Origin of the sequence: Citrobacter amalonaticus Y19 (assembly GCF_000981805.1) — a bacterium.
Taxonomy (GTDB): Bacteria; Pseudomonadota; Gammaproteobacteria; order Enterobacterales; family Enterobacteriaceae; genus Citrobacter_A; species Citrobacter_A amalonaticus_C.
Window position 1 is genome coordinate 4,154,244 of record NZ_CP011132.1, and the last position, 13,196, is coordinate 4,167,439.

At 55.5% G+C, this 13,196-nt stretch carries 12 protein-coding genes; 4 read left to right on the top strand and 8 right to left on the bottom strand.

Translation table 11 applies throughout. The features are described 5' to 3' along the window. The 3 genes from bcsA to bcsR are packed head-to-tail and all read right to left on the bottom strand — an operon-like array spanning nucleotide 1 to nucleotide 3,571. On the bottom strand, nucleotides 1-2,622 hold the full coding sequence (gene bcsA, locus F384_RS19145; protein WP_046491911.1) for a UDP-forming cellulose synthase catalytic subunit: 2,622 nt from the start codon (nucleotides 2,620-2,622) through the stop codon (nucleotides 1-3). After that, on the bottom strand, nucleotides 2,619-3,371 hold the full coding sequence (bcsQ, locus tag F384_RS19150) for a cellulose biosynthesis protein BcsQ (RefSeq protein ID WP_046491913.1): 753 nt from the start codon (nucleotides 3,369-3,371) through the stop codon (nucleotides 2,619-2,621). Before bcsQ ends, bcsA begins: the two co-directional genes overlap by 4 nt. Nucleotides 3,372-3,382: 11 nt before the next feature. Beyond that, complete coding sequence (gene bcsR / locus F384_RS19155; RefSeq protein WP_042323607.1) at nucleotides 3,383-3,571, bottom strand: cellulose biosynthesis protein BcsR; 189 nt, start codon at nucleotides 3,569-3,571, stop codon at nucleotides 3,383-3,385. Between the two features lie 289 nt (nucleotides 3,572-3,860). Here bcsR and bcsE point away from each other — a divergent pair, with 289 nt between their 5' ends. Genes bcsE through bcsG form a run of 3 tightly spaced genes read left to right on the top strand, consistent with a single transcriptional unit; the run spans nucleotide 3,861 to nucleotide 7,284 of the window. Next, nucleotides 3,861-5,420, top strand: coding sequence for a cellulose biosynthesis c-di-GMP-binding protein BcsE (gene bcsE / locus F384_RS19160; protein ID WP_046491915.1), 1,560 nt, complete (start codon nucleotides 3,861-3,863; stop codon nucleotides 5,418-5,420). After that, nucleotides 5,417-5,608 carry a cellulose biosynthesis protein BcsF gene (gene bcsF, locus F384_RS19165; protein WP_042323160.1) on the top strand — a complete coding sequence of 64 codons (192 nt, stop codon included), beginning with the start codon at nucleotides 5,417-5,419 and terminating at the stop codon, nucleotides 5,606-5,608. Before bcsE ends, bcsF begins: the two co-directional genes overlap by 4 nt. Next, entirely contained in the window at nucleotides 5,605-7,284 is a 1,680-nt protein-coding gene (gene bcsG / locus F384_RS19170) for a cellulose biosynthesis protein BcsG (RefSeq protein WP_046491917.1), read from the top strand. Before bcsF ends, bcsG begins: the two co-directional genes overlap by 4 nt. An 81-nt stretch (nucleotides 7,285-7,365) precedes the next feature. On the opposite strand, the gene F384_RS19175 is transcribed toward bcsG, so the two are convergent. Further along, nucleotides 7,366-7,473 (bottom strand): type I toxin-antitoxin system toxin Ldr family protein, encoded by a 108-nt coding sequence (locus F384_RS19175; protein WP_046491919.1) that lies wholly within the window; start codon nucleotides 7,471-7,473, stop codon nucleotides 7,366-7,368. A gap of 345 nt (nucleotides 7,474-7,818) precedes the next feature. Here F384_RS19175 and F384_RS19180 point away from each other — a divergent pair, with 345 nt between their 5' ends. Next, the gene (locus F384_RS19180) at nucleotides 7,819-9,117 is read left to right on the top strand and encodes an amino acid permease (protein ID WP_046491921.1); all 1,299 of its coding nucleotides are present in this window, start codon (nucleotides 7,819-7,821) and stop codon (nucleotides 9,115-9,117) included. Nucleotides 9,118-9,168: 51 nt separating this feature from the next. Here the strand turns inward: F384_RS19180 and dppF are convergent, their stop codons facing one another. The 4 genes from dppF to dppB are packed head-to-tail and all read right to left on the bottom strand — an operon-like array spanning nucleotide 9,169 to nucleotide 13,104. Continuing rightward, complete coding sequence (gene dppF, locus F384_RS19185; protein WP_046491923.1) at nucleotides 9,169-10,182, bottom strand: dipeptide ABC transporter ATP-binding subunit DppF; 1,014 nt, start codon at nucleotides 10,180-10,182, stop codon at nucleotides 9,169-9,171. Next, complete coding sequence (gene dppD / locus F384_RS19190; RefSeq protein ID WP_046491925.1) at nucleotides 10,179-11,162, bottom strand: dipeptide ABC transporter ATP-binding protein; 984 nt, start codon at nucleotides 11,160-11,162, stop codon at nucleotides 10,179-10,181. Before dppD ends, dppF begins: the two co-directional genes overlap by 4 nt. A 10-nt stretch (nucleotides 11,163-11,172) precedes the next feature. Continuing rightward, nucleotides 11,173-12,075 carry a dipeptide ABC transporter permease DppC gene (gene dppC / locus F384_RS19195; RefSeq protein WP_046491927.1) on the bottom strand — a complete coding sequence of 301 codons (903 nt, stop codon included), beginning with the start codon at nucleotides 12,073-12,075 and terminating at the stop codon, nucleotides 11,173-11,175. Nucleotides 12,076-12,084: 9 nt separating this feature from the next. After that, nucleotides 12,085-13,104: a dipeptide ABC transporter permease DppB gene (gene dppB / locus F384_RS19200; RefSeq protein WP_042323173.1), complete on the bottom strand. Its 1,020-nt coding sequence runs from the start codon at nucleotides 13,102-13,104 to the stop codon at nucleotides 12,085-12,087. Between the last annotated feature and the right edge of the window lie 92 nt (nucleotides 13,105-13,196).

Consider the following 13,196-nt stretch of genomic DNA (forward strand, 5'->3'; position numbering starts at 1 on the left):
TCATTGTTGAGCCATAACCTGATCCGGCTGTTGCACCGCCACCTCGTCCTGCTCCGGACGACGTGGAATGAACGACACAACCCAGGAAACCAGAGAAGTCAGAGACCGGAAAATTATTTTGACCGAAGACGGGGAGAACTCCGCAAGATGGCGATAGCCACGGAAACCCAGCTTCAGAATATCCAACAGGCTTTCCAGCGGCTTATCTTCCGGATAGCTGTCCTGCCAGAGCGCCCATGTATCGGCACGGGCAAACGTACACTGCACAAAATCGATATGTTGTTTGGTGGTTAACGGCATCAGTTGTAGCCCCACCTGTTCACCCCAAACGCGCGCCACCTGCGTCGGGAAGACATACTCCTGCTGACCGCGTTTGAGCAGTAAATTTACCTTCTGCCCTTCCAGCACCTGAGCCTGACCGTTGATCTTGATCCCCAGACCACCGTCGGAGAAATCATGAACGGTGCACGAGAACAGGTGTCCGTCTTCACGGGCAATTGCCGCCGGCATGGAAATTTCGACACGGTGTGAGCGGCGAACCTGCTTACTTTCTACCGACACCGCCACCGCGCCGCCGAGGATGATCAGGTTGTAGAACACCCACACCAGGCTGACGATAACAGTCAGCATTTCATTTTCCGGCCCGTAGAAGTAACGCCAGACGCCCACCGCCACGCCGAACAGGTTAATCAGCACGAGGTAGATGTACGGACGGGAAATCACCCAGTCGACATACTCTTCTTCGACCAGCCCGCCCTTCGCGGTGACGTTGAACTTCCCTTTATGCGGGTTGATCAGCGCCACCAGCGTCGGCGGCGCGATATACCAGGCCAACACCGTTTCGTAGATCTCACTCCAGAAAGAGTGACGATACTTACCCTGAATTTTCGAGTTGGTCAGGCTGGCGTGGACCATGTGCGGCAGGACGAACAGCGCAATCATCAGCGCTGGCGCATAGATGATATAGGCATGCAGCAGCAGGAACGCCAGCGGGGCGGTCAGGAAGATCAGCCGTGGAACACCCGACAGGAAGTGGAACATGGCGTTGACGTAACATAATCGCTGGGCGAACTTCAGCCCCTTGCCGGTCAACGGGTTATCGAGACGGAAAATCTGTACCATCCCGCGCGCCCAGCGAATACGCTGACCGATGTGAGCAGACAAACTTTCGGTCGCCAGCCCCGCCGCCTGCGGAATACGCATGTACGCGGAGGTATAACCGCGACGGTGCAAACGCAGCGAGGTATGCGCATCCTCAGTCACGGTTTCAACGGCAATGCCGCCGATTTCATCGAGCGGTTTACGGCGAATCACCGCACAGGAGCCGCAGAAGAAGGTGGCGTCCCACATGTCATTACCGTCCTGCACCAGACCGTAAAACAGCGTGCCTTCGTTCGGCGTCTTGCGAAAACGCCCGAGGTTACGTTCAAACGGGTCCGGCGAGAAGAAGTGGTGCGGCGTCTGCATCATTGCCAGATTCTTGTCTTTCAGGAACCAGCCCATCGTCATTTGCAGGAACGAACGCGTCGGCACGTGGTCGCAGTCAAAGATCGAGACAAACTCGCCTTTGGCATATTTCAGCGCGTTGTTAATGTTCCCGGCTTTGGCGTGTTCATGGGTGGTACGGGCGATATATTTCACCCCCACGGTCTGGGCGAACTGGCGGAACTCTTCACGTCCGCCATCGTCAAGGATCCAGATATTGAGCTTATCTTTCGGCCAGTCGATACCCAGCGACGCGTAAATGGTGTTTTTCACCACGTGAAGGTCTTCGTTGTAGGTCGGCACGAAGATATCGACCGTCGGCCACAGCGACATGTCTTTTGGCAGCGGAACCGGCTGGCGGTTCAGCGGCCAGACGACCTGGAAGTAGCCCAACACCAGCACAATCCAGGCGTAGGTTTCGGCAAACAGCAGGATCAGTCCGCAGACCAGACTCACCGGGTCATCCCAGTTCAGTGTGGAGGTATAGCGCCACCAGATATAACGGCACGATACCGTCAGCGACAGGACAATCAGCATCAGCGCAGAGAAGCGCCCCGGCATGCGGCGCACGATCAGCGCAACGCCCCACAGCAGCATCAGGAAGATAAATTGCGCCAGCGGGTTAAACGGTTGAGTCACACAAATCAGCGCCAGAATCAACGAGAAGGTGACGATAATCCCGATGATAAAGCGACGCGCGCCAGGGCTCAGATGGCCGAGCTCTTTTTGTTTATCCAGATGCGTGGTGTTCTGCGTCACGCGTCCCGGTAGCGCGTCCATCCACTTATGGTAACGCGTTATGAAGCCTTGCAGACGGGAAACGGTCTGCCAGCGGGGCTGCGTCGTCTCCTGACGTGGCGAGGTCGCCATCAGCCAGAGCGTCTGAATAGCGTAACGGGCAGGATCTAAAGGACGCGGTCGCGCGGCGTTAATATGGGGATAGAGCGCCTTACGTTCGGCACGGATCCGCTGCCAGCGCGGATGTTCCAGCGGGATGAAGACCCACGCGAGAATCACCCACAGGCAGCCCAGCGCCGCGCTTAAAGGCGACGCGCCATGACGACGATAACCCTGATAGCGCTCGCTTAAACGGGCGCTGACCGGTGGGATAAGCAACCACCGGGACAGGACACTCATGATGCGCTCCCGACAGGGGTTTTATGGCCTGAGTAATGTAATAAACACCAGTTTGCCAGCGTCAACACTTCTTCTGCAGCCAGCGAGTCGCTGCGGTATTCACCCAAAGGCTGTTTTGTCGCCATGCACTCCGCCACGGCTTCATCACGATGAATCACCATCGGCAGCAGACGACGCTGACTCTGTAGCCAGACCTGGTAGAGATCGTCTTGCAACTGGCTGCCAACGCGTAAATCATTAATCAGAATATGCGCTCCCGCCGGCAGCGACTGCTGATGCAAACGGACATGGCAGTTGGTGTCGGCGTTGACAATCGTCAGCGTATGGTCGCACTCATTGACCAGTTGCCGGGTCAACGGCGCGCACCCCGGGGGCAGATCCAGTAAAATCCACGAGTATCGACCACTCTCTTTCAGAGCACGAATGCCCGCTGCGATGCCGCCCAGTTGTTCCAGCCAGCGGTCGGGGTATTCCCGTTCCTGAGCCGTCAGTTGACCAAACGGCAGTAAATCAAGTTGCGAGGTATAGCGCATCCCCCCTTCCTGCCAGTCACGACCATCGAGCATCGCTCTGGCCCAGCCGTCACGATGGCTGAAATCGACGTTGAATGACAGGCGCAACAAATTATCGGGGCTGGTATCAACAACCAGGACGTTTTCCCCGAGTAATTGCAATGACCAGGCCAGCGCAGCAGCGACCGACGTCGTGCCTACCCCGCCTCGTATGCCCTGAAGTCCCAGAATGGCCATTCATGGCTCCCTTATTGTTGTTGCGCAAATTCAGCCAATAGCGGCCAGCGTTTAATCGCGGCGGCTAGCTGTTCGCGTTGGGAAATATCGGTGTAATCAAATTCTGGCAATGAAAAAGCCTGGCTTAATGCCAGGAAATCGTTTTGAAAGGTATAGCCCAATGTTGAATCAGTTTGCGTGCCGGGTTCGTTGTCAGACATTTCGTTTTATCCCTTTGAATAGACTCGCCATGCTTCAAACATTTTTTTCTTTTCGCATTCCGCTTCATTCTCACCGAAATTCGGCGAGGTCAAATGTTGCTCATTTTCTGACTTGTTGTTTCGTGAGAATACGCGTCATGGAATCGGAAAGGCCGATGTTACAAGGCTTCTTACTCGCCAAATCGATTCACATGCTAAATCTGATACGTTTTAATTTCAATGTTAGGTTTATTTCCTGGCTTTCGCTAGTAAACTGATAAACAGATAAAATAGCGACCCGAGGAACGCTGTGGACCCTGTATTTTCAATTGGCATCTCATCATTATGGGATGAACTACGCCATATGCCAGCCGGTGGAGTCTGGTGGATTAACACTGATCGCATTGAAGATGCTATCAGTCTGGCGAATCAAACGATTGCTTTTCAGACCGGGACTGCAAAAGTCGCGGGCATTTCTATGGGCAGCGATCCCGGAAAAATATTCAAATTAGATGAATCTCACGGCCCGGAAAAAATTCAGCTATTTTCTATGCCAAATTCTGAGAAGGGTCTATACTTTATGACCCGCGATTTGCTCTGTTCTCTGGATCCGACGCATTACTTATTCATTCTTATTTGCGAAAATAACAGTTGGCAAAATATACCAGCTGAACGTTTGCGTCTGTGGCTGGACAAAATGAATAAATGGACGCGTCTCCATCACTGTTCTGTAGTGGTGCTTAACCCCGGGAATAATAACGATAAACAATTCTCTCTTTTAATGGGGGAATATCGTTCGTTGTATGGTCTCGCCAGCATGCATTATCAGGGCGATCAGCATCTGTTTGATATTGCCTTCTGGTGCAACGAGAAAGGCGTCAGCGCTCGTCAGCAACTCACCATCCACCATCATGACGGTCAGTGGGAACTGGCACAGAAAGAAGAAGCTGAAATCCAACCCCGTAGTGATGAAAAACAGATCCTGAGTAATGTCGCCGTGCTGGAGGGGGCACCACCGCTCTCCGAACACTGGAAATTATTCGATAACAACGAAGCTTTATTCAATGAGGCGCGTACTGCCCAGGCGGCAACGTTGATCTTCTCGCTTCAGCAAAACAGCCAGATTGAACCCATGGCGCGTAGCATTCATACCCTGCGTCGCCAGCGGGGAAGCGCGCTGAAAATCCTCGTGCGGGAAAACATCGCCAGCCTGCGCGCCACCGACGAACGTCTGCTGTTAGGCTGCGGCGCCAATATGGTGATTCCGTGGAACGCCCCGCTCTCACGTTGTCTGACGCTGATTGAAAGCGTTCAGGGTCAGCAATTTAGTCGCTACGTGCCAGAAGACATCACGACGCTACTGTCGATGACCCAGCCGATGAAACTGCGCGGTTTCCAGAAGTGGGACGTGTTCTGTGAAGCAGTGAATAACATGATGAGCAACACCCTGCTGCCTGCTGACGGGAAAGGGGTGATGGTCGCGTTGCGACCCGTTCCGGGTATCCGTGTTGAGCAAGCGTTAACGATGTGTCGTCCGCACCGTACCGGCGATATCGTCACGATTGGCGGCAACCGTCTGGTGCTGTTCTTGTCGTTTTGCCGCGTGAACGATCTCGATACCGCGCTCAATCATATCTTTCCACTCCCGACCGGCGATCTCTTTTCTAATCGCATGGTCTGGTTTGAAGATAATCTCATCAGCGCTGAACTGGTGCAGATGCGCCTACTGGCGCCAGAACAGTGGGGACAACCACTGCCACTGACCCAAAATGTGAAACCGGTCCTTAATGCCGAGCATGACGGCAAGACGTGGCGTCGCATTCCACACCCGCTACGCTTACTGGACGATGAAACGGAGCGTTCATCATGATGACCATCAGCGATATCCTGCAAATCATTGTTGTTTGTGCGCTGATTTTCTTCCCGCTGGGGTACCTGGCGCGTCATTCATTACGCCGGATCAGCAATACGACCCGGCTGTTATTTGCAAAACCTCGTTATGTTAAACCGGCCGGAACCTTGCGCCGCACGGTGATTTCCAGGGCAACGAAAAAATGACTCAACAAACGCAAAATGCATCACTGCCTTCACCACTCTGGCAATACTGGCGCGGCCTTTCTGGCTGGAACTTCTATTTTCTGGTGAAGTTCGGCCTGCTCTGGGCGGGCTATCTTAATTTTCACCCGCTGCTGAACCTGGTCTTTATGGCCTTCCTGCTGATGCCTATTCCGCGTTACAGCCTGCATCGCATTCGTCACTGGATAGCCATTCCGATCGGTTTTGGTCTGTTCTGGCACGACACCTGGCTGCCAGGTCCGGAAAGCATTATGAGCCAGGGCTCGCAGGTGGCCGGCTTTAGCGCGGACTATTTACTGGATCTTGCCACCCGCTTTATCAACTGGCAGATGATAGGCGCCGTGTTTGTCCTGCTGGTCGCGTGGCTGTTTTTGTCACAATGGATTCGGGTGACCGTCTTCGTGGTGGCGATCCTGGTCTGGCTGAACGTCCTGACGCTGGCAGGCCCCAGTTTCTCTCTGTGGCCAGCGGGCCAGCCGACGACTACGGTGACTACCACGGGCGGTACGGCGGCAGAAACGGTCGCAACCGCCGGAGGAACGCCGGTCGTCGGTGATATCCCGGCGCAGACCGCGCCGCCGACGTCGGCGAATCTCAACGCATGGTTGAACACGTTCTACAATGCGGAAGCCAAGCGCAAAACGCCTTTCCCGTCAGCGCTTCCTGCGGATGCGCAGCCGTTTGAGCTGCTGGTCATCAACATCTGCTCACTCTCCTGGTCCGATATTGAAGCCGCAGGGTTGATGTCGCACCCGCTGTGGTCACATTTTGATATTCAGTTTAAGCACTTCAATTCTGCCACTTCGTATAGCGGCCCGGCGGCGATTCGTCTGTTACGCGCCAGCTGTGGACAGCCTTCGCACACCAATCTGTACCAGCCGGCAGGCAACGAATGTTATCTGTTTGATAACCTGTCAAAACTGGGTTTCACGCAGCATCTGATGATGGGGCATAACGGCGAGTTCGGCGGCTTCCTGAAAGAAGTCCGTGAAAACGGCGGGATGCAGGCTGAGCTGATGGATCAGAAGGGCTTACCCGCACCGCTGTTGGGCTTTGATGGTTCTCCGGTTTATGACGACACCGCCGTGCTGCAACGCTGGATGGAGACCACGGAGAAAGATAAGGATTCCCGCAGTGCCACCTTCTACAACACGCTGCCGCTCCACGACGGTAACCACTATCCGGGCGTCAGCAAAACGGCGGATTACAAAGCCCGCGCACAAAAATTCTTTGATGAGCTGGACGCGTTCTTCACTGAGCTGGAGAAATCGGGGCGTAAGGTGATGGTTGTGGTTGTTCCAGAACACGGCGGAGCCTTGAAAGGCGACAGAATGCAGGTCTCTGGTCTGCGTGATATCCCGAGCCCGTCGATCACGAATGTCCCGGCAGGGATAAAATTCTTCGGTATGAAAGCGCCGCATCAGGGTGCGCCGATTGTCATTAACCAGCCAAGCAGCTACCTGGCAATTTCTGACCTGGTGGTACGCGTGCTTGACGGCAAGATCTTCACCGAAGACAGCGTGGACTGGGCGAAACTCACCAGCAACCTGCCGCAGACGGCGGCGGTTTCGGAAAACGCCAACGCGGTCGTTATTCAGTATCAGGACAAACCGTACGTCCGCCTGAACGGTGGCGACTGGGTGCCGTATCCGCAATAACGAAGAAGGCCGCAAGGATCGCCCTTGCGGCCTGGTTCGGGCGCATGTTGCCACTGCGGCAGGCAGACGCCCATTAGCGCATTACTTCCTGTTACGTAGCCAGTTCACGACCATTCCCGCAATAATACCGGCAATGGCTGGAGCCGCTAAATCGTGCCAGAAGGCAATGCCTAACTGAGTCAGCGTCATATCGCCGCCTGTGTTGCAATGGCAACCGTTCGCGGCTATCCTTGAGTTGTTCAGGTTCAAGTTTAGCCCCCGTTTAGTTGCCAGGTTTTTACCAAACAACGTGCGGGGGTTTTCTCTTTCCAGCAACTCACGCCGCCAGGGATCAAGCCCCCGCAACGTTGCGCCTCACCGGATCTCCCGGCTTGGGGCAGATTCTACGATAACCCGCCTTGTCCGACATCCGGCACGCTTGAGCTTTGCGTGACGCCTCGCAATCAGCCAACTGGCAGAGACCCACACTCTTCTGTAGAATTGCGTCCCCTCGCGGTCATCAAGCCGTGACGGCTATTTTTGGCAGGGGACTCCATGCAGCACGACACATCACCATTTTCCGTTCACCGCGCATCCGGCAAACCGGCGTCGCAGACGTTACCGTTTACCCGTTACGATTTTGGCTGGGTTTTGCTGTGTATTGGCATGGCGATTGGCGCAGGAACGGTATTAATGCCGGTACAGATTGGACTGAAAGGCATCTGGGTCTTTATTACCGCCTCTCTGATTGCCTATCCAGCCACCTGGATAGTACAGGATATCTATCTGAAAACGCTCTCCGAGAGCGAAACCTGTCATGACTATACCGACGTCATCAGCCATTACCTGGGGAAAAACTGGGGGGTCTTCCTCGGCGTGATTTACTTCCTGATGATTATCCACGGCATATTTATCTACTCGCTTTCCGTGGTGTTCGACAGCGCGTCGTATATCCGCACCTTCGGCCTGACTGACGTCGACCTTTCACAGTCATTAGTCTATAAAGTGGCGATTTTTGCAGCCCTGGTGGCGATCGCCTCCGGCGGTGAGAAATTGCTTTTTAAAATTTCCGGCCCGATGGTGGTGGTGAAAGTCGGTATCATCGTGGTGTTTGGGCTGGCGATGATCCCCCACTGGAACCTGAGCAATATCACCGCCTTCCCGGAGGCCCCGGTGTTCTTTCGCGACGTGTTGCTGACGATCCCCTTCTGCTTCTTTTCGGCGGTCTTCATTCAGGTTCTCAACCCGATGAATATTGCCTATCGCAAGCGTGAAGCGGACAGAGTACTGGCAACCCGCATGGCGATCCGCACTCACCGCATCAGCTACATCACGCTCATTGCGGTGATTCTGTTTTTCTCCTTCTCGTTCACTTTCTCTATCACCCACGAAGAGGCGGTCTCTGCCTTTGAGCAAAACATTTCCGCACTGGCGTTAGCCGCGCAGGTCATACCGGGCCCGATTATTCACATCACCTCGACGGTGCTGAATATCTTTGCCGTACTGACCGCGTTCTTTGGGATCTACCTGGGGTTTCACGAGGCAATGAAGGGCCTTATTTTGAATGTACTGGGTCGCGTCGTTAACGTCGGGGACATTCCTTCGCGCGTGATTACGCTTGGGATCTGCGCCTTTATCGTCACAACGCTTGTTGTCTGGGTTTCGTTTCGCGTCTCCGTGCTGGTGTTTTTCCAGTTGGGCAGCCCGCTGTACGGCATCGTCTCCTGTCTCATCCCGTTTTTCCTGATTTATAAAGTCGCCTCACTGGAAAAGTTGCGCGGTCTGAAAACCTGGCTGATTTTGCTCTACGGGATCCTGTTGTGCCTGTCGCCGCTACTGAAACTGATTGAATAAAAAAAAGCCCGAGAGCGTAACCGCATCCTCGGGCCTGGAGACGTGACGAATTTACGCGACGGGTTTCTGCGTATTTTCATCCTGGTCAACCGCGAAACAGGCAACCAGTTGACCGCTGTAGTCTTTCAGCTGCGGCTGCAACTGGGTGCAGGGTCCGAAACGGCGACGGCAACGGGCGTTGAAAGCGCAGCCCGGCGGCGGATTCAGCGGGCTGGGGAGCTCACCGGTCAGCTTGATACGCTCACGGCGATCGTCCGGGTTCAGACGCGGCGTGGCGGAGAGCAGCGCCTGAGTGTACGGATGGCGCGGGTTGTTGAAGATCTGGTCCTTCGTCCCTTTCTCCACGCAACGGCCTAAGTACATCACCATCACTTCATCAGCAATGTGCTCGACGACCGACAGATCGTGAGAGATAAAGACGTATGACAGCCCCAGTTCCTGCTGCAAATCCATCATCAGGTTCAGTACCTGCGCACGGACGGAAACATCGAGCGCGGAGACGGGTTCATCGGCAATCACTACATCCGGATCCAGCATCAGCCCGCGAGCGATAGCAATACGCTGGCGCTGGCCGCCGGAGAACATATGCGGATAGCGGTCGTAGTGCTCAGTTTTCAGCCCCACTTTCGCCATCATCGCCAGCGCTTTTTCACGGCGCTGTTCTTTGTTGAGCGAGGTGTTGATCAGCAGGGGTTCTTCCAGAATCTGCCCCACTTTCTTACGCGGGTTCAACGAACCGTACGGGTTCTGGAACACAATCTGGATTTTCTGCCGGCGCAGTTTCTGCGCATGCGGATCGTGCTTAAGTAAATCCTGTCCCTGGTAATACAGTTCGCCGCCCGTCGGCGTTTCAATCATCGTCAGCAGACGGCCAAGCGTGGATTTCCCACAGCCAGACTCGCCCACCACCGCCAGCGTTTTACCGCGTTCAAGGGTAAAGGATACGCCGTCGAGCGCTTTCACCAGACGTTCCGGGGAGAAAATCCCCTTCTTCACCGGGTAGTATTTTTTCAGGTCGATTGCCTGCAACAACAGTTGTTGCGAGGTGGCCTCATGCGTACTCATAGTGTGGGCCTCCCGGCATCATCGAGTGGGTAATGACATTTCGACTGGCGACCACCATCCAACTGGGCCAGTTCAGGTTCTTCGCTGCGGCATTTGTCCGTCGCATAGGGGCAACGCGGGTTCAGCAGACAGCCCAGCGGGCGGTCATATTTCCCCGGCACCACGCCTGGCAGCGAGGCCAGTCGCGCTTTATCCTGAGCGAACTCCGGCAGGGCACGCAACAGCGCCTGGGTATAAGGGTGACGCGGTGCGCGGAAAATATCGTGCGCTGCCCCCGTTTCCACCACCTGACCAGCGTACATCACAATGATTTTGTGCGCGGCTTCCGCCACCAGCGCCAGGTCATGGGTGATGAGCACCAGCGCCATGTTCTCTTTCTGCTGCAGTTCCAGCAGCAGTTCGATGATTTGCGCCTGGATGGTCACGTCCAGCGCCGTCGTTGGCTCATCGGCAATCAACAGCTTCGGTCGACAGGCAATCGCCATCGCGATCATCACGCGCTGGCTCATCCCACCGGAAAGCTGGTGCGGATACACGTCCAGGCGCGAGGCCGGATCGGGGATCCCCACCTGGTTCAGCAGGTCAATCGCCCGCTGACGACGGGTTTTCTTGTTGCCGCCCTGATGCACCTTGATCGCTTCCATAATCTGGAAACCGACGGTGTAGCACGGGTTCAGGCTGGTCATCGGGTCCTGGAAAATCATCGCCACTTCGGCACCCACCAGATTACGTCGCTCTTTCTCAGAGATACGCTTGAGGTCCTGACCGTTGAACAGCAGGTTCTCCGCCATCACGCGGCCCGGATAATCAATCAGCCCCATAATCGCCAGTGAACTGACCGATTTCCCTGAGCCAGATTCACCGACAATACCGACCACTTCACCCTGATTCACACTGTAGCTGATGCGGTCTACGGCGCGGAATTCGGAGCCAACATCGCCGAAATGCACCGATAATTTATCTACATTTAATAACGCCATCTCGAGCCTCTTACTGCTTCAGTTTGGGATCGAGCGCGTCACGCAGACCGTCACCCATCAGGTTAAATGCCAGCACCGTCAGCAGGATCGCCAGACCCGGGAAGGTCACGACCCACCAGGCGCTTTGCGCAAACTGCAACACATCCGCGAGCATTGTGCCCCACTCTGGTGTTGGCGGTTGCGCACCCATGCCCAGGAAGCCAAGCGCGGCCATATCGAGAATGGCGTTAGAGAAACCGAGCGACGCCTGAACGATCAGCGGCGCAAGGCAATTCGGGAAGATGTTGATAAACATCTGGCGCATCGCACCGGCACCCGCCACGCGGGAGGCGGTCACGTAATCGCGGTTGACCTCCACCAGCACGGCGGCGCGCGTCAGTCGCACATAGTGCGGCAGCGCGACGAACGTCAGCGCCAGCGCGGCGTTACCAATTGAGGGCCCGAAGACCGCCACCAGCACCAGCGCGAGCAGCAGGCTCGGCAACGCCAGCATGATGTCGACGATACGCATAATGATGTTATCAACGATGCCGCCAAAATACCCGGCAACAAGGCCCAACACCACGCCCATCACCAGCGACAGCACCACCACCAGGCAGCCCACCAGCAGCGACAAACGCGCGCCGTACATCAGGCGCGACAGGACATCGCGACCCACATCGTCGGTCCCCAACAGATGCGCCATGCTGCCGCCTTCCTGCCAGGCAGGCGGTGCCAGCAGGACATCGCGGAACTGGTCTGCCGGGTTATACGGTGCCAGGAAGTTGGCGAATACCGCAATCAGGATCATGATCGCGACGTACACCAGTCCCACCACGGCGCCCTTGTTGCGTTTAAAATAGTGCCAGAACTCCTGCATCGGCGTCATCGGCACCGGTGCAGCAACAACTTTATTTTCAGTAACCTGTGACATGATGGCCCCTTACTTCTTATGTCGAATACGCGGGTTCACCACGCCGTACAACAGGTCGACCAGCAGGTTGACGAGAATAATCATCGTCGCCACCAGTAACACCCCACCTTGTACAACCGGATAATCGCGACGTTGCAGCGCATCAATCAACCAGCGCCCAAGGCCAGGCCACGAGAAAATGGTTTCGGTCAGAATGGCGCCCGCCAGCAGCGTTCCCACCTGCAGACCAATCACGGTCACCACCGGCAGCATGGCGTTACGCAGCGCGTGAATGATGATGACGCGCATACGCGTCAACCCTTTGGCGCGCGCGGTACGGATGTAATCTTCGCCCAGCACTTCCAGCATCGACGAACGGGTCATACGCACAATCACCGCCAGAGGGATGGTGCCGAGCACCATTGCCGGCAGGATCATATGCGCCACGGCATCAATGAAGTTGCCCTCTTCGCCCCAGATCGCCGTGTCTATCAGCATAAAGCCGGTCAGCGGATTAGAGTCATCAAGGAACACCATATCGCTGACGCGTCCGGAGACAGGAGTCAGGTTGAGCTGTACGGAGACCAGCATGATAAGCATCATGCCCCACCAGAAAATCGGCATGGAGTAACCGGTCAGCGCCAGGCCAACAGCGGTATGATCGAAAATGGAACCGCGCTTAACGGCAGCCAGGACGCCCACGGGAATGCCCACGGCGGTGGCGAAAATCATGGCGCAGACACCCAGTTCCAGCGTCGCTTTAAAGCGAGGCACGAACTCGTCCCACACCGGTAAACGGCTTTTCAGCGAGATGCCTAAATCGCCATGCATAACCCCCCAGATGTAATGGAGGTACTGCTGCCACATCGGCTTATCGAGACCGAGTTCAGCCAACAGTTGAGCATGACGCTCAGGGGAGATACCACGCTCACCTGCCATGATCATCACCGGATCGCCGGGGATCATATGGACAAAAGCAAAGGTGAGAAGGGTGATACCGATAAACGTGGGGATGACGAGTCCCAAACGTCGGAGAATGAACTGCAACATAACCCGGATTCTCTCTCATGACACACGGCCTGGAACCGTGAGTCTGTATTGCTCACAAATCTTATCCCCTCCTCAATGAGAAGGGGATAAAG